Below are 21,735 nucleotides of genomic sequence, written 5' to 3' on the forward strand. Positions count from 1 at the left end.
CTAGTAGCAGTTGCAACAAATTTTTTAATAAATTAGTTATTTGCAACTTACATTAATTACATAAAAAATTGGAAACTTAGTCATAAACAGTATGGCCTAAACAATGAAAATATTAATCGCAATTGTATTCATTTTATTAATTCTACTTCAGATCGGTCTATTTTTATTTGATTTCCATTTATTTCAATCTCCTTCTCAACCTTTGCAACCTATGCCATGTCATTTGAAATTCATCGCTCTCAACCTGAATGGGATATGTTAATCAAGTATTTATACAAAGAAGTCGTTTCACCTCTTCAAAATTAAGTTTCTATGCAAAATCTTTTTGATTTATTTGAGCATCGAAGCCTTAGAGGGTAATTAATTTTATGGTTCTTAATCCTCGTACTGCTTCCGCTTATTTGGACGACTTTTATTTCCTATGAATTATCCAAAAAAGTGATCCTAGACCAATCAACCAATCATTTGAAAGCACTAAGTTTGCGTCAAGCTCAATTAATAGAAACTTATTTTAAAGAAAAGGAAAGAAATGCGTGCGGCCTATTTAGCTAAAGATCAGACCTTATCAATTGCCACTCAAGCTTTTAAAAAAGCCTTAGCGGCAGGTTCAAATTCTTCTCAATATCAATTATTGAAAACGCATTATCAATCATTACTCGCCTTTAAAACGGAACAAAGATTTTTCGACTCTTTAAAAAGATGGGAAATAGGATCACTGAATGGATTGATTGATCATATTTTAGACCATCTTCATCATTTACTTCTGGCGCTGCTCATTCCGATGATATTACCCTTCTCTGCTTAAAACAACTTAAGTTAACCGGTTTAGTTGCTTTACAACTCACCTACAATCTGTTAAACTTCTTTCAAAATTCATTGTTGAGGTTAAAATGCGTTACCCTGAGCATTTATTAAAGTTAATTCATATTTTGAAAAAATTTCCGGGTGTGGGCCATAAAAGTGCCGAGCGTTTTGCCTTTCATCTATTAAATTGGCCGATGGAGCATCTCATTGAATTAAGCGAAACTGTCAAAAATACAAAAGACAAAATAAAACAATGTTTGAACTGCGGCTGTTTAATAGATGAAGCAGCTTGTTATTTTTGTGATATTAATCAGCGAGACTCGCAAATTATTTGCGTGACAGCTTTCCCGCGTGATGTGTTTTCAATTGAAGAAACTCACGAATATCGGGGTTTATATCACGTTTTAGGAGGGGTATTATCTCCTTTAGAAAATCGTGGACCAGAACATTTATCAATTTCTCGACTAAAGCATAGAATCCAAGACTTACAAATTAAAGAAGTTGTTATTGCTTTAGATTCTACTTTAGAAGGAGATGCGACAGCCCTATTCCTCAAACAAGAATTGGCTGCCGACGATATTCAGATTTCTCGTCTTGCGTTTGGCCTTCCTATGGGGAGCTCACTAGATTATGTAGATGGAGGAACTTTAGCCAGAGCATTAGCAGGGCGCAGTCGTTTCTAAAATTAATTTAAACATTTTTTTATGGAAAAGTGGTTTCGGTACTTGATCCGTATGCAGAACTTCCAATTTTTTGTTAGCCTTTTCGTAAAATTCATAACTTGAATTTGAAAGAAACCGATCAAATTCTTCTGAGTAGTTAAATTAGCCATCATTCCAAGTAAATTACGCTCAGGCGAGTTGGAACCACGAGTTGTCCAACAGCTAGATCCGCCACTTTGCTTAGCTACTTTTTTCACATGTTCAAGCAAAGTATCGAAATTCAGCCAACTTTTCAGCAAGAAGATAGTCGGCAAAAAAAGCTGTAGCATACACTTGTGTGCTTTAGCGGACACTTCTTCTAGTTTGCCTTAAGCATTTAAAGCTTCTGAATTCTCTTTTAATACATCGTTAATAATCGATTGAATTCTAAAAACAACGGCTGACTTGCTTTGATTGATTTTTATTTAAATATGCAATTTAAAATATTATTGATGATAAAAATTTCACCAACAACTGGCATAATTTTCCCTTTTGTTATCTAATATTATATATTAGATATTATAAAAAATAAACAAATCTAAAAAAATTCAATGTTGTTATTCTCATTTTGATGAAATTTCTCAATAAACTGAAATAGAGACCCTAACATTCTCAAAAAAAGCTAGCCATTCCGAAAACAAGTGAGTTCTAGTTGCAAAATAGCTCTCATTCGCCTATGATCACTTAACTTTTCTATGTGTACTCACTTGAATGAAGGGTTTTTCTCTAAAATTTGCGTTCAAGTTAATAATGATGCAAAGAGGCTTTCTTTTTTGCCAACGCTTAAGGTTTGTTATGTTGAAGAAAATTTTTTTTACGTTTTATTGCTTTTCCTTCCTTTTTCTTCATGCTGTATATGGCCAAATTCTACAGTTTGAAAATCAAGCTATTAATAAAATAGAGATCCAAGTTCATAGTTGTGCGGGCATCATTACCGATAATCAAACCTTAATGAGTCGTTTACGTACACAACCTGGAGGATTTTTTTCTCAAGCTGATTTTGATGAAGATTTAAAAACATTGGCTCAAGAATTCGATCGAGTTGATCCAATCGTCAATACAACAGAAGAAAAAGTATCGATTACACTTAATCTTTGGCCAAAACCAACAATTCGAAATATTCATTGGTGTGGAAACCATCGAGTGAGCACTAATCGCCTTCAAAAAGAGTTAGGGATTGGGTGTTTTGTCACTTTTGAGCGCCAAGCCTTTAATCAAGCTTTTCACAAATTGAAGGCTTACTACATTCGCAAAGGCTTTTTTGAAGCTCAATTAAATTATCATGTCGAACTTAATTCTGAAACAAATGAAGTAAACATTACCATTGAAATTCAAGAAGGACGTTCAGGAAAAATACAAGAAATCGATTTTGTAAATTTTAGTGAAAAAGAAGAGCACGAAATATTAAGTCAAATGGTGACTAAAAAATATAATATTTTTCTAAGCTGGTTTAGCGAGGAAGGCACCTATAACGAAGACGCTATCCAACAAGATCGACTCATTATTACCAATTATTTGCAAAATCAAGGTTATGCAGATGCTTCTGTTGAAATCAACGTCATGGAAGCTAGTAAAACAGATCGAATCATTGTAACGATCATCGCCGATAAAGGAGAACGGTACTATTTTGGCCGTTTATCTTTTGAAGGCAACCAAATTATTTGTGATGAAGAAATCGATCGACTTTTTGGTATTCGTCAAGGAGAATTTTTCTCAATCGAAAGTATTCGAGAGACAATAGAAACATTAACTGATGCTTATGGTCGTTTAGGATATGTTGACGCAATCATCGATTTTGAACCAGAGTTAGATGAGCGTGACTACAAATATCATGTTAACTTTAAAATTGAAGAAGGTGAACAATTTTATGTAGGATTGGTTCGCGTCTTCGGAAACCTTTCGACGAAAACATCTGTGATCCTTCATGAAACACTGATGATTCCTGGAGAAATATTTAATACGATTAAATTAAAAGCCACAGAGCAAAGGCTTATTAACATTGGTTATTTCAAACATGTTAACGTTTATATTGTTAAAGGAACAGAATCTACATTAGGAAACAACTATAGAGATGTTTATATCGAGGTCGAGGAAACGAATACAGGACAATTTAGCGCTTTTGTTGGTTATAGTAGTGTGGAAGAGCTTTTTGGAGGAATCAACATTACTGAAAGAAACTTTAATCATGAAGGTTTCTATTATCTCTGGCGAGATGGATTAAGAGCGTTAAGAGGTGGAGGAGAATATGCACAGTTTAACATACAAATAGGACAAAAAAGCCGAAACTATACTTTTTCTTGGACAAAACCCTATTTTATGGATACAAAATGGACGATTGGTTTTGACTTATCTAAAGCAAGCACTCGCTATATTTCTAAAGACTATGATCTTGATACAGTTTCTTTAATATTAAGAGCTAATTATAATATCAACCAATTCGTTCGCTTTGGAGTTCAATACCGACTAAAAAATGGTGTTGTTCATTTAGGTCATCGGGGAGATCACATTCCTAAATTAGAACATGATGCACATATTCATGGATTAATATCCGCTATCGGAACCTCTTTAAATTATGACTCTACAGATCATCCTATTAAACCAACAGCAGGATTTAGATCGAAACTCTTAATCGAATATGCTGGCTTAGGCGGTGATCACCAATTTTTTAGCTTAGGGTATTTTAATTCTTATTATTATCCGGTTGGAAGCAGAATGGTATTAAAATATCGAGCCGACTTGCGTTTTATTCAACCTATGGGCCACACGCGCTATGATATTTTACCTTTAGATGAGCGTATTTTTTTAGGGGGAGACTACAACGTGCGAGGTTTTAGACCTTATCGATTAGGTCCTCAGTATAGGAATACACATGTACCTCGCGGAGGACTTTCAATGCAGTTTTACTCAGTCGAATTATCGAGAAAAATTATGGGTGAATTTGAAATTTTTACTTTTCTAGATGCAGGTCATCTTTCTGAGGACACATGGGAATTTGGTCGAATGAGTGTATCTGTAGGATATGGAACTCGATTTAAGCTGCTAGCTAGCGTTCCTCCAATTACCCTTGGAATGGGATATCCTTTAAATGCAAAAAATCGAAGTGAAGTAAAAAAATTCTTTTTTTCTTTAGGTGGAAATTTTTAAACAACATTTTCGGAACTAAATTGTTCATTAGCTGAAAATAATGGCGGTTCTGAAGAACTATAGATGAAATGTGAGTATTTACAAGGAGAAGACTTATGAAAAATCTACGTCAATTACTATTAACTCTATTTTGTACCTTTGTCGTTTCAACGTCGGCATTTGCCCAAACAACTTCCCAACCTTTAAAGATTGGAATTGTCAATGCAAAAAAATGCTTGGATGAATCTAAATTAGGTAAGGAAGAACAAGCAAATTTTGACAAAATGAAAAAACAAATGGAGTCTATCCTTCAAGATAAAGAACGTGATTTAGAAGAACTTGAAAGCAAAATCAATGATGAAGATTACATGGATAGCATTTCGGAAGAAGCTGCTAGCGAACTAAAACGTAAAAAACGAAATCTAAAAAATGAAGGGCTGCAACTTCAAAATCAATATATTCAAACTTTACAGCAAGCCAATCTTAAAATCGTACAAAAATTAACAGACACAATCGCAAAAGCCTCTAGTCAAGTTGCTCAAGATACTACAATTGGCCAAGCTGTGGATGTGATTTTTAGCGATGAAGCTTGTACCTATTTTGCTCCTGGACTAGATGTTACTGATCGTGTTGTCACTAAAATGAATGCTATCTATGATAATGAACAAAAAGAAGCCTCTAAAAAATAGATATTTGTAAATAAAGTAAAAATTAGCTTGAAAGTACGCTTTTTCGACTAATACCAAATCGAAAAAATAACATTTATTTTTTCGATTTGGTAAAATTGTTAATTTGAGTGAAAATTTTTATTGGTTAAAAACTAGTGGGATATGAACGAGAAAAAACATTTTACCTTACAAGAACTTGCTCTTTTAACGGACTGTAAACTTGTTGGTAACCCATCACAAATCATCAAGAGCGTAGCAGATCTAGAAAATGCCTCAGAAGAAGATGCTTCATTTTTTGCTAATAATCGTTATCTACAATCCTTAAAAGAGTCTCAGGCAGGGGTTGTTTTTGTCGACTTACAAACTCCGCTAATAGAAGGGAAAAACTATCTTTTATCTGAAAATCCTTCCCGCTCATTTCAACATTTAATTGATACATTATATCCTCAAAAAAAACACCCCTCGGGATTTACGGGTATTCACACTTCTGCTGTTATACATCCGACGGCAGAAATTGGAAATAAAGTCACGATTTGCCCGCAAGCAGTCATTGATGAAGGAGTAAAGATTGGTTCAGGCTCATTTATTGGTGCTGGAGTCTATATAGGATCATACTCTGAAATTGGAGAAGATTGTACCATTCATCCGCGTGTCGTTATTAGAGAAAAATGTTATTTAGGTAATCGAGTTATCTTACAACCAGGTGTTGTTATTGGCTCTTGCGGATTTGGCTATACAACTAACCAACAAGGACAACACATCAAACTGAATCAAGTTGGCAATGTGTGGATTGAAAATGATGTAGAAATTGGTGCTAATACAACAATAGATCGAGCACGTTTTAAAAGTACCCGTATTGGTCAAGGAACAAAAATTGACAATCTTGTCCAAATTGCTCATGGCGTGACAATTGGATCATATAATATCATTGTTTCCCAAACAGGAATTGCGGGTTCCACCACAACAGGTAAATATGTTGTTATTGCTGGGCAAGCTGCTATCGCAGGACATCTACACTTAAAAGATCATGTGGTGGTAGCAGGCAAAAGTGGGGTTACGAAGTCTTTAAGTACCGGTAAATATAGTGGTATTCCCGCTATGCCAATAAAAGACTATAACCGCAACCAAGTTTTTTTAAGAAAAATTGAAATTTACATCAACCAAATCAAAAACCTTGAAAAAAGGGTGCTAGAATTGGAATCTCAAAACTGAATTAGCTCTTGAGAAATGAGGAAGATCTTATTCAATCGGATAATTAGATAAAGTTAAAAGATTCTCGATTCATTCATCTAAAATGTTAATCAATTCTTAAACTAATAACAGATACATTGTCATTGTCATAATCATTGTGTTTACTCAAAGCAAAATTTGCAATTTCTTGAGCAATGTTCATTTGTTCATTATCCCAAGTGTGTTGAATGACTGTTTCTATCAGTTGATTCATTTGTTTAGTAAGAAAATTCCAAACACCGTCACAAGCTACAATAAGGCGATCCCCTTGCTGTAATTGTATCATGGATACAATAGGTTCTTGGCTAACAAGAGGGATGGCTTGATCAGAACAAAACTGACGGTCACCAATTGAACGACTTGGTTGAAGAGTTCCCGCTCCCTTCAAACTTATACTCTTGAAATCTCTAGATAAAGTAAGTCTACCTAAATGCTGTTGACAGTAAGTATTTATTCGTTTGAAATCTTTTTTTGAAGACCATTTTCGTACGCAAGATAGTGGTGTGGCTTTAATAAGGGCTTTCCGCTGCCGAAAATGCCAAACTTCACTATCACCTAAAGTAGCAACAACTGTTTTAAGAGTTTTCCGGCAAACATAACAAACAACAGCAGTACTTCCTCCAACTAATTTTCCGTTGATGGAGTCAATTTTTTTAGTAATCACTTCTTGATGAATATCTTTAAATAATTTTTTAAATACTTCTATCATATCTTCTGAATCAGATTTTCTTTCAACAAAAAGCTTTTGCACCCTTTCAGAAACATAGTGAGCGACTTGCCCGTTTTCTCCATGCCCATCAAAAACACCTAGTAATTCTCCATCAGGCAGGGAAAGATGAAAATGCGCATCTTCCATCGTTGGGCGAAAACACCCTTGCTCTGCTGCACTGGTAACGCTAAACTTCACATTTTCTGCTATCGCTCGTAAAGGTCTTGTTAATTCTTTGGCTATTTCTGATGCATCCTCAATTTTCTCGACTAATTTATGTTCAAAAATAGCTTTTTTCAGATTTTTAATCATTTTAAGTTCTACAGCTGTATGAGCAGGTAAAGAGAGAGCTTCAGATAATAAAATGGATGAATTCTCGGTTGTCGAATTGCTATTTAAGCCTTTTGTTTCCACAAAAACTGCCAACTTCTTGTTTCCTTTTTCTCTTTTTATCGCATTAGATAAGAAAATTTGGTTTGTGGAATTGGTAGAGTATAAGTGATTTTTTGAAAGTTGAGTGGCAATAACAATAATTCTCTCAATTATCGATATAACAACTCCAGCCATTGGAATCGATTCTAAAAAGGCTATAAAAAGATGTCCGGCTTTATCAGTTTGCCGGAATAGTTCATAATGTCTCACAGCATAAGGATGGAACAGGAGAGATTGGCATAATTCTGTTTTATTAAGTTCGTACCCTTTAGGATGAGCTGCAAGCGAAAGTTCTAACATTTTTTATACTTTTTTTTTGATTACATCAATTAGGGTAGTTGAAATTTAAAAATTGTTATTACCTTAACCAATTATAAAAAAAAAATCAACTATTCAAATTAAAATTGTAAAAACAATTTAAAGTAAAAATGATTTTTATCATTTATAAGACTTTTTTTTAATATGGCTTAACATGTGTAAAAAAACCTTATACAAAAAAGTTAAGCAGTTTCAGAGGAATGGCAATTTATTTTAATAAAAAAAGAAACGAATAAGAAAATTATTTAATATAGGGATGTGAAGCTTTTGCAACAAAAATTTTTCGCATATAGTTTAGTCGATGTCTTAATCACTAAAGGCATCGACCAATTTTATTAAGTTTGCTGTTGAAATGACGTTTCAATATTATTTTGTAATTGGATAATTTCATCTTGTATTTTCTTTGCTTGAATAGAGTCAAAGGAAGCTTTCCGCCCATACTCCAAAGCTAAACTAAATGCTGTTGTCACTCCTACACAAACGCCACCCAATGAATAATAAAGGTGTTTGTGTAACAGGATACTTAAGGCAGTAACAGCAATCGAAACTAGCAAAATACTTTTTAATAAAAATCTCTTTTTAAAAAAAGTTTGCTTCTCTTCTAATTTATTTTGAATTACTTCATAAATACTCTTAAATTTACTTTTCTGATCATCGGAAAGGAATTTAATTTTCCCCCAAGTACTTGCATCTTCTCGGATCTGTGCAAGTTTTGTTTTTACGCTGCGTTCTTGCTCATTTTGAAAAATAGAAAAAATAGTCCCCAAAATATTTCTAGGAGCAATTTGCTCTGGTGAATTTTCTTCCGGAACAGAAAATTCTCTATAAGAAAGGGTGTTGTAAGACGAAGAATAATTTGTTGTTTCTGAAGAAATTGTTCGATTAGATAGCGGAGTCGAATTTGCAGCCCAATGAAGGTTGTTTAGAACCTCTTTAATCTTTTCTAGTTCACATCTACGTAGGTCTTCGCATCTACGTAGTTCGTCCCTACGGGGATTAGAGCGAATAACACGAATCTTGTGTATTCGATCAGTTTCATCAGGAGAAGAAGGACTTCTTGGGAAGATACCTTGAGAGTTAGTTGGAGGATTAGTTAATTGATTCATAATTTGTATAAAATGTCTAGATTAATAAATTTATATATAAAAATAATATTAAAAGATTAACAACATAAAATCAATAAAATTAAACGAACTGCTATTTAAATTTATTAAAGTCGAAAATCTAAAATTTAAAGCTGAAATAAGGGTTAAATGTATCTAATCGATTTTTTGGTAATAAATTCAATACCTATTAATTTATGAACGATGGGAGTAGACTTTTTCTTTATTTTTTAACTTAATTCTGGGGTTTCGTATTATATGCTATCCACTAAAACAGCCAAATTTAAATAAACTTTCTAATAAACGGATTTTTTATAATGAAGTAAATTACACGATTTCTTAAACTCCATATGCTTAATGCTAGATTTTATACATTTCCTAAAAAATCGTTCATACTAAAATTTCTTGGATTTCTGCTGGATTTGACTTACAAAATCAAATATTTTTTTTTAAATCATATTACAAAGTTTCTATTTTTTCCTATAGAGCATTTTTTACGTAGTTTAACGTGATCAATTTTTAAACCTCATTTTACTTGTTTATCAAAGCAATAATCCAGCGGGATTTTCTAACAATTGCTTTAAACTTTGAAGAAATTTGGCAGCCGCCACCCCATCTATTACACGGTGATCAACTGATAAAGTTAAATTCATTGTTTTACCGGGTATTACCATGTTATTTTGAATAACAGGAACATCTAAAATTCCACTCACAGCGAGAATAGCCGCTTGTGGAGGATTTAGTATCGCTTGAAACTCGGAAACACCAAACATTCCTAAATTTGAAATCGTAAATGATCCTCCTTTATATTCTTGAGGTTCAAGCTTTCCTTCACGTGCTTTCTGAGCCAACACACGCATTTCTACCGACAGTTCTCCTAAATTTTTAAAGTCTGCGTGACGAATAATAGGAGTGATTAGCCCTTCTTCCAGGCTAACAGCAACTGCAATATCAATCGTTTTAAATTGAATAATCGATTGATTCGCAGAATTGAAACCACAATTTAAACCGGGATTCTGACGTAAAGCTAATGCACAGGCTCGAACAATGAAATCATTAATAGATACTTTAACTTGATTATTTTTAAGTTGCTCTCTGATTTGGGTCAATGGATTAGCATCGATTGTTAAAGTGACATAAAAATGAGGAATAAAGGATTTAGATTCTTGTAACCTTTGTCCGATAACTTTACGCATAGGAGTCAAAGTTAATTCTTCATAACTACCTGGAGGTAATTGAGGAGTCTTACGATGTCCAAAATTGACAACACCAGCAGCTTGAGCTTTGTCAAGATCTCGACTCATAATTCGTTGTTGAGGACCTGTTCCTTTTACTGTTGAAAGATCTAATCCTTTTTCTTTAGCGAGTTTTTTAGCTAAGGGGGAAGCTAATAATTTTTTATACCCTCTTTCTATCGGGAATTCAAACGTGTAATTTTCCAAAGGAGGTTCTGGAACAAAGACAGGCTGTTGAAAAGTCGTAGTTTTATTTTTAGGTTCTTTCTTCTCTTTGTAATTTAACTCTGGCACCTCAACGCTGTCAGATGAAAATTGCACAGTCTTTTCTTTTACCCCGTCTGCTTGATAACCTTCTAAACTTTCATTTTGATCGACGGTTAAAATCGCTATAGCTTGATTAACAGCAGCATCTTTTCCTTCCTGAATTAAAATCTGCCTAAGCCATCCGTCATCAATAGCATTATATTCTACAGTTGCTTTATCAGTAGCTACTTCAATTAGCAAGTCGCCAGCTTGTATCGAATCCCCAATTTTTTTATGCCACTTAATGAGTGTTCCTTCTTCCATTGTGGGAGAGAGTTTGGGCATTGTCAGTGTAAAAGGCATACCACTTAACTCCTAATTTTTTTGAAGTGTTTTATAAATTGCAGAAAGAATTCTTTGTTTATTTGGCATTGTTTCTTTTTCTAATACCTTCGAATAAGGCATGGGTGTTTCGCGTTGGCAAACTCTTTCCAAAGGAGCATCTAAATAATCAAAGCAATGTTCCATAATTTGAAAGCCAACTTCCGCCGCAATGCCTGCAAATAAATGTCCTTCTTCAACAATGACACAGCGATTAGTCTTTTTTACTGAATTTGCAATAGTAGCAATATCTAGAGGTTTGACTGTCCGAAGATCAATAAGTTCAGCACAAATTCCCATTTTTGTTAATTCATTCACAACTTCTTTACAAATTGTAACCATGCGACTATGAGCAATTAAAGTCACATCTGCCCCGGACACAACAATCTGTGCTTTCCCAATCGGAATTAGATATTCATCGACCGGAATTTCCATCTTATCTCCATAAGAAAGCTCTGATTCTAGAAATAAAACAGGATTATTATCTCGAATAGCAGACTTTAATAATCCTTTCGCATCATAAGCATTGCTTGGAGCTATAATAGTCCATCCTGGTAAATTTCCATAAATAGCTTCTACACAATGAGAATGTTGACTGGAAACTTGTGCTGCCGCTCCATTAGGCCCTCTAAAAACAATGGGAACAGAAAAACGATTACCTGACATATAGTACATTTTAATCGCGTTAGAAATCAATTGATCGGCTGCAACAAATGAAAAATTAAAACTCATAAATTCAACGATTGGTCGAAGTCCAGTCATAGCAGCGCCTATACACAAACCAGCAAAACCTAATTCGGAAATAGGGGTATCTATGATGCGATTTGCTCCCCATTTATCCAACATTCCTTTAGTGATTTTATACGCTCCATTATATTCGCCAACTTCTTCCCCCATGACGAAAACGCTAGAATCCCTTGCCATTTCCTCATTAATTGCTTGACGTAACGCTTCTCTAATGTCGATAGTTTGCTTTTCAGTGCTCATTGAGTATACTCCTATACAATGAAATTGGGGGCGAATACGTCTTCTTCCAATGTTTGCGGATCAGGCCATGCGCTATTTTCTGCAAAAGACATTGCCTCAATAATTTTCTCTCGGTTTTCTTTGTTCATTTGCTTGACCATATCTTCTGTTAAAATTCCTTTTTTAATCAAAACTGCTTGAAGAGCAAGAATCGGATCTTTTGCCATAATTTGCTTGAGGGTATCCTTTGCACGATAAAGACCTGGATCAGAAATAGAATGTCCTTTAAATCTTTCAGTAACAACTTCTACTAGCACAGGTCTTTGTCTTTGTAAAACTTCTTGATGAATCTGAGCAAAACCACCATAACAATTAAAAAAATCCATCCCATCAAGAGTATAGGCTTTCATGTTATAGCCACTTGCTTTATCTTCCGCCAAACGCTTAACGCTTACAGCTTTTTGAATGGCGGTTCCCATTCCCCATTGATTATTTTCAATAACGTAGATGCAAGGTAAGTTCCATAATGAAGCCAAATTTAATGACTCATGAAAAGATCCTTGAGGAACCGCCCCATCACCCATAAAACAAACAGCAACTTCGTTTTTATTTCCTTTATATTTTAAAGCAAAAGCAGCTCCAGTAGCAATAGGAACTTGACCTGTTACAATTCCAAACCCTCCTAGCAAACGATCAGTGAAAAAATGCATGGAACCTCCCCGGCCCTTTGCATTTCCTGTTACTCGACCATAAAGTTCTGCCATTAATTCATTGGGAGTAGCTCCGAGCAATAAAGCTAAAGCATGACAACGATAAGAAGTTGCATACCAATTGCTTTGCCCGATGGCTTGCACAGCAGCTGTCTGAATAGCTTCCTGGCCGACATAAGCATGAAAGAATCCCCCTATTTTACCTTGTTGATAGGCCGATTCTGCTCGAAGTTCAAAATTTCGAATCTTTAACATTTGCTGAAAGCATTCAATGAGGGCTTGCGGTCCCAATTTTTTTATGACAGCATCTTGGTCTACAGAAAAAAACTGGGGTAAAACGTCTGTTTTCATTTCTGCCTTACATTTCATTTTTTTGAGATCTTCTTTTATCGCCATTATTAAAAATAGCAAACAAAAAATAAATAGTTTATAAATTTTTTTTTGAATTCTTTTAAAAGTAATTAATTATACCAAAACGGATGAATTAGAAAAACTCAAAGTTAAAGCTGCCTTAATTTTAACCCCCTAAACAGTGAATTTATTTGCTTATGCTAAAACGATAAAATTTTCTTTTTAAAAAGAAATGGTATAAGAATACAACCAATTCATTGACAATTGATAATAACAATCAACTGCTGTGTTAAAAAGTTGGTTAACTTGAATTTTTAACAATTAAATAATGACAGAATTCAAATCTATGGGTGTTTGATCGAAAGAAATTTGCTCTTGCTTCACCTCTTGATTAACAATCGCAGCTACACAAGAATCAGACCATACGTTAATTGCACTTTCAAGCATATCTATCAACGAATAGAAAGGTAAAATAATTCCTAAAATATGAAGAGGCACATTCATAGCGGCTAAAAACGCACTGGCCAAAAAGTAACAACCCATAGGAACCCCAGCATTGCCTATGGCTGCAATTGTTGATAAGATAATCCAAAGCCCCATTTCAGCAAAACTATAGGTAATGCCCTGGCTCATCGAAACAAACAAGACAGTTGTCAATATAAAGGCAGCACAAGCATTCATATTAATTGTTATACAAAGAGGAAGGGTAAAACTGGCAACCTTGCGAGAAATTCCCACATTTTCTTCCGCGCAACGCATTGCCATTGGTAAGGCAGCAGCAGAAGATTTAGTAAAAAATGCAATTGACAAGGCCGGTAGCATTCCTTTTATCATAAAAACAGGAGAAATTTTTTTTAACTTCAGTAATAAAGGTAAAACGCACCCAGCTTGAATAAGGTTGGCGGAAATCACAACGGTTAAATAAAGTGCAAGGCTTTTGACGTCTAATCCTTGTTTTAAATCATACATGAATAAAGTAATAAATGCCCAAATTGCAATAGGCATAAGCGCCACAACCCAACGAGTAATAACAATAATTGCTGCATAAATACTAGAAAAAAAAGAATGGAGGATAGCTCTCGATTGAGCGGGCAAAGAAACAATGGCAAAGCTAAGTAACATTGCTAAAAATAAAACCCCAATCACATTGTTTTCATTAAATGGTTGAATGACATTAGAGGGGATAATTTGGATAAAAAATTTTAGATAGCTTGGTTGCGAAGATTGAGTGATCGTTTCTTGAGCGTTAACAGTGACTTGCCCTCTAACTGGATCAATAATCACAAATAGGATTAGAGCAATTGTCGCAGCGATGATAGTTGTTAAAAGCGTATATTTTGCAACTTTTTTACCTAATACTTTAATTTGATGCATACTCTCCATTCCAGAAGCTGTCGATACAATGGAAAGAAAAATGATGGGTAAGCTAACTAATTTCAACAAATTAATGAATAATTGAGAAATTGTTTCTGCTGTCTGAAAGATAAGAGGCTCTTGAACATAGCCAGCACAAACACCAAGTACGATTGCTAAAGCAAAAAATACATTTGGATTTATTTTGTGTTTGACTTCTTTGCACATTGATAACCTTTTGTTAATGAGCTGAAAAATTTATGTATGTAAGTCTCTTAGACATTCTAATTTTAACAAAAATTACAAAGGTTCAAGAGAAGCATTCAACGGATTAGCTTATAAGTACCAATTTATTAAGTTCAACAAAAACTTAATTTACCTACTTTTGATTCCACATAGGCAATTTTTTAATGCCCAAAAATACCTGATCCTATTCTAAGAAGCGTTGCTCCTTCTTCAATGGCAATTAAATAATCATTTGTCATTCCCATAGAAAGATGCTTAAAATAAGTGGGATTATTCATTTGTTTTTTCCATTTTTCTCTTAACTCAAACAATTGTCTAAAACAGAAACGCACATACCCCAAATCTGCTGTATGAGGAGCTATTGTCATCAATCCTTCAATGCGCAGATTAGAAAGCTCTTGTAAAGGTGCTAATAATTTTTCCCATTCATCATGCGTTAAACCTTGTTTAGATTCTTCTTTGGAAACATTCACTTGAAGCAAAATAGAAGTGATTTTTTGCTTTTGAAGGCTTCCTTCTGAAATCTTTTTAGCTAAAGAGAATGAATGAACAGAATGAATGAGAGAAATTGAGGAATTTAAAATTTTTGCAACTTTATTACTCTGCAACGTTCCGATTAAATGCCACTGTATGTCCTTAGGCATTTCGGGAATTTTCGCTAATGCCTCCATCACTCGGTTTTCACCAAACTGTCTGCAACCAGCTTGATAAACATCTTGCATAGCAGTAATCGGTTGGTTTTTTGAAACAACAATCAAATTAACATCTTGTGGATCTCTTCCAGAAGATACCATTTTAGAAATCACCTCTTCTTGAATTTTTTGGTATCTTTCTACAATAGTATTTTGCATAAATTTAATCCCAAGAACGTAGGCTTTTTGGTTTATCTAAAATTTCTCGATAAATGATAATATCTTTTAGGTCTTTTAAATCCCCGATCATTATCTTCACCAATGGTTGCTTGTCTAACAATTCAACACGTAGATCAGCAACATCATTAATAATAAATTTTTGTTTTAAGGAATCTTTTAACTGATCTGATGAAATCATGTGTTCTTCTGATTTTTTTAAAACATCCTTTTGTTTTTCAAAATTTTTTTTCTCTTTGTTAAAATTCAAGGAAGAAATTGAGGGCTTTAAAGAAGGCATTGCATCCTTTTTTTTCTCTTTTTCTGTTTTTGTAAGAAAAACTTGTAGAGGCTCATTCCCCCATTGTTGTTCTTCATGTTCTTCGTCTTTACCTTGAAAAAAATAAGCTTGATTGCGAAAAAATAAGAAGATGAGAGAAAAAAAGCTAATCGCAAATCCAATAAACTCCACAATAGACATAAGAAAAAGACCTTAATTTTGCTTTTTATCTGAATCTGGTTTTGCCAATGCATTACGCATATCCGTATCTGACTGAATATTTTGAATACGTTGATAATCCATAATACCTAACTTCCCACTTCTAAATGCTTCTGCCATCGCTAAAGGAACAGCTGCTTGTGCTTCAACAAGTTTTGCTTCCATATCTCTGACTTTCGCTAAATTTTCCTGTTCTTGAGCAACAGCCATCGTCCGTCTTTTTTCAGCTTCCGCTTTTGCAATTCGAATATCAGATTCAGCTTGATCCGTTCTGAGTTTCGCCCCAATATTTTCGCCTAAATTAATTTCTACGATATCAATGGAGAGAATTAAAAATGCTGTCGAGGAATCAAGCCCTTTTTCAAGCACAAGTTTTGAAATTTTTTGAGGAGATTCTAAAACTTGTTTATGCGTATCAGACCCTCCAATTGCACTTACAATTCCTTCTCCCACACGAGCAATAATTGTCTCTTCCGTCGCTCCCCCAACTAATTGAGCGATATTTGTCCTCACTGTTACTCTGGCACGGCAATTTAATTGAATTCCGTCTTTAGCAACCCCCGTAATATATCCTCCATTATTTGGACAATCAATCACGCGTGGATTTACTGACGTCTGGACGGCAGCTTTAATATCGCGACCCGCTAAATCAATTGCCGTTGCACGTCTCCAATCGAGAGGAATATTAGCTTTATCAGCAGCGATTAAAGCTTCGACTACATTAGGAACATGCCCACCAGCCAAATAATGCGTTTCTAAATCTCCAACATGAATATCTTTTAATCCAGCTTTGTATAAGTTGATTCTGGCATTGACGATTTCTCTTGGAGGAATTTTACGCAAACTCATTCCGATAATATTAAAAAGAGAAATGGGTGTTCCAGAGACAAAGGCTTGAAACCATAAACTGATAAATTTACCAATTACACTTAAAATAATCAGCAAGACAATAGTAAGTACAAAGATAAAAAAATAAAATCCTGTTCCATTTTCCAACAGATTTTGTAACAATAAAGTCGACATAGTTAATTCCTTCAATGAAATTTTATTCTTCTTAATCTTTTTTAAATTGTTTGAGTGGGAGATAAGTTTTTTACAATTAAACTTTCTTCTTGCCCGGAAACGACAACAACCTTTTCTCCTTTACTAATATAGCCAGTCAATGAAATTGCTTGGTGCTGCTCCCCATCTATCAAGATGTATCCTCCCGGCTTGAGATCGGTGAGTACCATTCCTAATTTTCCAATCGCATTTCGATCATATTCGGAAGCTCGAAACCCTTTCTGATCTTTTTTTAAATAGATGCTATATTCTTGAGTAGTGTGTACAATACGCCATAAAGTAAACCGGATTAGCAATGCCACACAGCTAAATGTAAAAAAAATGTAAAAAATCGTTGCCCAAATTGAATTTGTCTGCGAAGTAAATACGATTATACTAGCAATCAAAAAAATTGACCCCAACACTCCCATGATTGCTCCAGGAATATAAAACTCAATAAAAATAAGAGCAAGTCCACATAAAAGAAAAAGAAAAGCTATCATAATAGATTTTTATTTATTAAAGGTCTTACAATAATCAGGTTACCCTCAAGGCGAACTATTTCGATTGATGTCTCTGCTTCAATAAAACCACCTGAGCTTATAGCTTCATAAATTTTTTCTTGAACAAGTATTTTACCGGCCGGTTTAAGAGGTGTTAGCACTTTCCCAGTTGCCAATGGCTGAGGAAAACCTAAAGGATTATTCCCAGCAATATATCCCTCTTGTTCAAAACCTTTTAATACAAATTTATTTAAGCCGGAAAACTTAGGTAACATGTACTGTGCTAATAAAGCAATCACAATACTGCTTAAGATCAATGTTCCACAAAACCAAACCAAACGCTTAATCAAATATTGCCCGGCTGCATTAAATGTTTGTGTATCGTATTCAAAATGTATGGAATTCACACCTGGTATTAATAATCCAAATAAACCAAATAAAAATAGTAGTCCTCCTATCATTCCCAATAATCCAAAAGATGGCAAAATGAATAATTCTATTAAAATTAAACTCAGACCACTCAAAAGCAAAATAACTTCTAACCAATTAGCTATTTGAAGTGAAAAGCTAGACAGAATCATTAAAAATAAACAAATTATTGCAATAGATCCTGGCAACCCAAACCCTGGGTTATTGATTTCCATATACCCTCCAATCAGCAATCCCATCATTAATAGGGATGAAATCAAGGGAGTTGCTAAAAGGACAAAAAACCGAGTCTTCCAATCCATTTGATAAGCGTCAATTTCTGCATGAGGAATTTGAGAAAAAAAAGAAGCATGAAAGAGAAGCATTTTTTCTGCTGGCCATTTTCCCTTAGCTTTTTCTTCTTCAGTGATAGAAGACAATTTTTGAGGAGCTAACACCAAATCTGCGATTTCATATTGCTTCATTTGCTCCGCATCGAGTGTCAAAAGTTTTCCTTTGCCTGTAATCACCTGATCAGGATCTTTACCGCCCAAACGAATTTGTTTCTCATTCTCAAGCTTAAGAATTTTTCCATGTCTCCAAACTAAAATTATATCTTTATCAACCATCGCTTCAGCAATAAAGGGATTTCGATCAAAAAGTTTTGCGCGATTTGCAAAGTCAGCTCTTAAAGCAGAGTTAATTTTTTCTGAAGCTGACTCCATTTTTCCATTCTCATTCGTATAAACTGGTTCAGCAGCACCCATGCTCGCACCTTTAACAGCAGAAATAAATCTGGTGGAATAAGCAAGCATCGCTCCCGCGGAAATAGCCCAATTATTGATAAATGTCACGATAGGAATATTATACTGCAAATCCATCTCTTTCAGAGCGTCAGAAATTTTTTGTGCAGCAAAGACTTCTCCACCAGGGGTATCTAGTTCAAGAATAATAAATAAGGGGGGATTTTTTTTATAATATTCAAGCCCTTGTTTGATATAAAGCCAAGTAGATTCATTAATAGAGGTTTCCCGATTGCCAACATATAAATAACCAATCTTGTTATTTTTACTCTTAAATGAAATCTCTTTTTGCAATTTTTGCTCTAAATTTAAAGTTGACAAATCCGTCGTATCAGTTTTAGAATTTTGGCCAAATGATTCCAACGAATACTTTTTTTCAAAATCTTTTAAAGGCAAAAGGGTATCAATCATCCCTAAATATTTAAGTTGATTTTGATTTACAACTAGCGTTTGCCCTTTCGAAGAAATCAGCGAGTAAGGATTTTTTTTGTAACCTTCGATTTTATCATTAACTTGCAAAAAAGGATCCGTCATCCCATCCGCCAATAAGAATAAGGTAGAAGCATGTGGGTTATTGCTATCAATTAAGCTCCTCACTTGATTACGGAGAATATTGGTGGGTAAATCTCTTTCAGCACTCCCAGGGATATCTCCCCACGAGAAAACTAATGAGCCATACATTTCATCTGCTAAAAAAGGAATGATAGCAGCAGGGCCGGTCACGACATCATTTAAATAAACAATAATTTTTTGTTGCTGTGTTTGTTTCAAAATATAGAGCGATTTAGCAAAATCTAAAACATCAACCAAATCGCCAGAATTAGAGTTTAATTCAATAATAATAAGAGAGTGTGGTTGCTCGTAAAAGTGTGTTAATATTTTTTGTGCTGGTTCTAATTTACTCTTATCTAAAAATCCCTTTAAATACAGTTTAATAGGTTTTTCTTCCATTCCATAAAGCAAGCAAGTCGAACTAACGAAAAATAGAAGAAGAGAATAAAGGTAATACTTAAACATATGAAGTGACAGGTTGGTGTCTGAAGCTATTTTTGCGAACTTATTTTTCACATTTCGTCACTGTAGCAAAGATTTTCTTTATTTTAATAAAAAAAATGCATTTGTTCTGCATCTATTAAAATATAAAGCCTTTGCATTTTTTATTGATACCCATTTAAGTAAATATTTTTGTTTTTTATAGGATTAGAAAAATTTAAATGGAGCGATAGAACCCTTTAGCCAAGATAATTTAGATCTAAAATTCGCTCTAAATTCTACTGTACGATACAAAAATGCGGTATTTTTATTCCAAGCAATGTTAAGATCATGCTCTACTAAAAATCAATATTTCCACGGTTTAATTAAAAAGCTAAATGCAGATATTTACAGGCAAAAGCTCTTATTTTAAAAAAAATTAAAAATTACGGATTAATTTTTTAACTATCGCCCGTCACTAGATAATTGTTCGGAGGTTAAAAGAATCGCTAATCGGAGAGATACAAGCCTTTTTTTATCTTTTATGCTAAGATAGTTTAGTCTATCAGCTAATGCCTCTTTCAAATGGCAACTTCTTTTAGACAAATCAATTAGGTGTTTTTGCGCGATATCTAAATTTGCAGGAGTTAAAGGTATTTGAGCAAGGGCTTTCATAACTTCACGAGCATATTCATTTATTTTTTTTAAAGAAGTATTTCTAATATAACTTTGTACATACATGGGGGAGTAAGTTTTTTGCCAGCTTTTAATTGCTTCATTGCCATAACCTTCTTCACTTTCGTAATCCTCGTACTTTTTAGATAAAGCCACATAATCTATCTCTGTTTTAGAAGGAAAACAACCAAATAAATTATAAAAGGTGTTCATATTAGCTCCTCTTCTGGATTATGAAATTATTAACACATCAAATTAAAATATTTTTCACATTTATTATGCTAGATGATTTAGAATACTAGCAAAACTTTAATTTTTTTATTTACGGATAAAGTTATTAAAAATAAATATACTAAAAATTAACTGTATCATACTATCCCATTCATTGCAAATAAACACCATTTATAGGATTCGTCTAAATGCATTGTTTTTTTGCGAACGATTCAATTCTTGTAAATCATTAGGATTTATATATATTTCAGCAAATTTTTTATTAATTAATAATGAAAATAACCCTTAAAATTCAAAAACTTAATTTTTTTGTTTTAAAGCGATAAGAAGGAGTACTCCTTCTTATCGCTAAATCCTAACTATATTCAGCATCTAACTTAAGGTTAGGGTTCATTTTTATAAGCGAGATAAAATGAATAAACGAAAGGATAACCCAGCAAAATCACACCGGTAATCATACTTGTCCGAGCCACTATATCTTTGTTATCATTTTCAGGATTTGACGGATTATCTGTATAAGAAGCCATTAGACCGGTTAAAAATAAACCAAGCCCAGAACTAAAATAACTAACCCCATAATTTTTATTATTCACATAAGAATTTTTCAATTGATGTCCAACTCTTGTTACATATCCAGATGCTAAATAATCTAATTTTTCGATTGTTCCTTTTAATTTAGAATTATTTTTATAATTTTCTTCTTTAATAACTAATTGCATATTAGGTCGATCTAATTTCGCTAGATCATAAAGACGGGTTTTTAATAAGCTCTCACACTTTCCTTGTAATCTTCCTTGTGAGGAGAGGGTCTGAGAAAGGTAATTCATATAACAGCGAATTTTATCTGTCATAGGTAACTGTTGGTCGGCATTAACAGCTTCTATAAGACTTTCAATATCTTCATCATTAGTTAAAATATTCATATTCTGGCCGACATTCGGAAGATTAAAGTCTTGTACATCATAATTAAGCATTGGATTAACCATATCATCACCTTATTGAATGTTAATGGAACAGTAAATTATTTATTTTTTTAATAGCAATTTGTTTAATTATCAAACGAAAAAATATTTAATGTAAGTTGCAAATAACTAATTTAAAATAAAATTTAGATGTAAACAAAAAGGCCTCAGATCCTTAAATTGTTTTTGTGGAACAAATAACAAGGATTGAAGCCAT

18 protein-coding genes are annotated in these 21,735 nt (G+C 33.8%); 5 read left to right on the plus strand and 13 right to left on the minus strand.

Going from position 1 to position 21,735, the window contains the following annotated elements:
* Positions 1 to 529: 529 nt before the first annotated feature.
* The 5 genes from TY19_RS00075 to lpxD all read left to right on the plus strand — a co-directional run bounded on the left by TY19_RS00075 (position 530) and on the right by lpxD (position 6,508).
* Positions 530 to 805 carry a hypothetical protein gene (locus tag TY19_RS00075; RefSeq protein ID WP_042278193.1) on the plus strand — a complete coding sequence of 92 codons (276 nt, stop codon included), beginning with the start codon at positions 530 to 532 and terminating at the stop codon, positions 803 to 805.
* 85 nt (positions 806 to 890) lie between these two features.
* Positions 891 to 1,487: a recombination mediator RecR gene (recR, locus tag TY19_RS00080; RefSeq protein ID WP_042278195.1), complete on the plus strand. Its 597-nt coding sequence runs from the start codon at positions 891 to 893 to the stop codon at positions 1,485 to 1,487.
* 813 nt (positions 1,488 to 2,300) lie between these two features.
* Entirely contained in the window at positions 2,301 to 4,649 is a 2,349-nt protein-coding gene (gene bamA / locus TY19_RS00090; RefSeq protein WP_158383071.1) for an outer membrane protein assembly factor BamA, read from the plus strand.
* Positions 4,650 to 4,744: 95 nt separating this feature from the next.
* On the plus strand, positions 4,745 to 5,317 hold the full coding sequence (locus TY19_RS00095; protein ID WP_052354689.1) for an OmpH family outer membrane protein: 573 nt from the start codon (positions 4,745 to 4,747) through the stop codon (positions 5,315 to 5,317).
* Between the two features lie 141 nt (positions 5,318 to 5,458).
* Positions 5,459 to 6,508, plus strand: coding sequence for a UDP-3-O-(3-hydroxymyristoyl)glucosamine N-acyltransferase (gene lpxD / locus TY19_RS00100; protein ID WP_042278200.1), 1,050 nt, complete (start codon positions 5,459 to 5,461; stop codon positions 6,506 to 6,508).
* Between the two features lie 85 nt (positions 6,509 to 6,593).
* Here lpxD and TY19_RS00105 read toward each other — a convergent pair whose 3' ends face one another.
* The 13 genes from TY19_RS00105 to TY19_RS00165 form a co-directional block, all read right to left on the minus strand.
* Complete coding sequence (locus TY19_RS00105) at positions 6,594 to 7,967, minus strand: PP2C family serine/threonine-protein phosphatase (RefSeq protein WP_042278203.1); 1,374 nt, start codon at positions 7,965 to 7,967, stop codon at positions 6,594 to 6,596.
* 353 nt (positions 7,968 to 8,320) lie between these two features.
* Entirely contained in the window at positions 8,321 to 9,091 is a 771-nt protein-coding gene (locus tag TY19_RS00110) for a hypothetical protein (RefSeq protein WP_042278206.1), read from the minus strand.
* Between the two features lie 539 nt (positions 9,092 to 9,630).
* Positions 9,631 to 10,932 carry a pyruvate dehydrogenase complex dihydrolipoamide acetyltransferase gene (locus TY19_RS00115; protein WP_042278209.1) on the minus strand — a complete coding sequence of 434 codons (1,302 nt, stop codon included), beginning with the start codon at positions 10,930 to 10,932 and terminating at the stop codon, positions 9,631 to 9,633.
* A 12-nt stretch (positions 10,933 to 10,944) separates the two neighbouring features.
* Positions 10,945 to 11,937 (minus strand): pyruvate dehydrogenase complex E1 component subunit beta, encoded by a 993-nt coding sequence (locus TY19_RS00120; protein ID WP_042278212.1) that lies wholly within the window; start codon positions 11,935 to 11,937, stop codon positions 10,945 to 10,947.
* 11 nt (positions 11,938 to 11,948) lie between these two features.
* Positions 11,949 to 12,977 carry a pyruvate dehydrogenase (acetyl-transferring) E1 component subunit alpha gene (gene pdhA, locus TY19_RS00125; RefSeq protein WP_042278215.1) on the minus strand — a complete coding sequence of 343 codons (1,029 nt, stop codon included), beginning with the start codon at positions 12,975 to 12,977 and terminating at the stop codon, positions 11,949 to 11,951.
* Between the two features lie 321 nt (positions 12,978 to 13,298).
* A complete protein-coding gene (locus TY19_RS00130) occupies positions 13,299 to 14,558 on the minus strand; it encodes a dicarboxylate/amino acid:cation symporter (RefSeq protein WP_042278218.1) in 1,260 nt (419 codons plus the stop codon).
* Between the two features lie 179 nt (positions 14,559 to 14,737).
* Complete coding sequence (locus tag TY19_RS00135) at positions 14,738 to 15,427, minus strand: YggS family pyridoxal phosphate-dependent enzyme (protein ID WP_052354690.1); 690 nt, start codon at positions 15,425 to 15,427, stop codon at positions 14,738 to 14,740.
* Positions 15,428 to 15,431: 4 nt separating this feature from the next.
* Entirely contained in the window at positions 15,432 to 15,905 is a 474-nt protein-coding gene (locus TY19_RS00140; protein ID WP_042278221.1) for a hypothetical protein, read from the minus strand.
* Positions 15,906 to 15,917: 12 nt separating this feature from the next.
* Positions 15,918 to 16,946 (minus strand): flotillin-like protein FloA, encoded by a 1,029-nt coding sequence (floA, locus tag TY19_RS00145; protein ID WP_102035368.1) that lies wholly within the window; start codon positions 16,944 to 16,946, stop codon positions 15,918 to 15,920.
* A 41-nt stretch (positions 16,947 to 16,987) separates the two neighbouring features.
* Positions 16,988 to 17,467 (minus strand): NfeD family protein, encoded by a 480-nt coding sequence (locus tag TY19_RS00150; RefSeq protein WP_042278224.1) that lies wholly within the window; start codon positions 17,465 to 17,467, stop codon positions 16,988 to 16,990.
* Positions 17,464 to 19,746 carry an NfeD family protein gene (locus TY19_RS00155; RefSeq protein WP_226988442.1) on the minus strand — a complete coding sequence of 761 codons (2,283 nt, stop codon included), beginning with the start codon at positions 19,744 to 19,746 and terminating at the stop codon, positions 17,464 to 17,466. The genes TY19_RS00150 and TY19_RS00155 overlap by 4 nt, the downstream gene beginning before the upstream one ends.
* Before the next feature lie 369 nt (positions 19,747 to 20,115).
* A complete protein-coding gene (locus TY19_RS00160; protein ID WP_042278230.1) occupies positions 20,116 to 20,538 on the minus strand; it encodes a hypothetical protein in 423 nt (140 codons plus the stop codon).
* A gap of 401 nt (positions 20,539 to 20,939) precedes the next feature.
* Positions 20,940 to 21,542, minus strand: coding sequence for a hypothetical protein (locus TY19_RS00165; protein ID WP_042278232.1), 603 nt, complete (start codon positions 21,540 to 21,542; stop codon positions 20,940 to 20,942).
* Between the last annotated feature and the right edge of the window lie 193 nt (positions 21,543 to 21,735).

Origin of the sequence: Candidatus Protochlamydia sp. R18 (assembly GCF_000648255.1) — a bacterium.
GTDB classification, from domain to species: Bacteria; Chlamydiota; Chlamydiia; order Chlamydiales; family Parachlamydiaceae; genus Protochlamydia; species Protochlamydia amoebophila.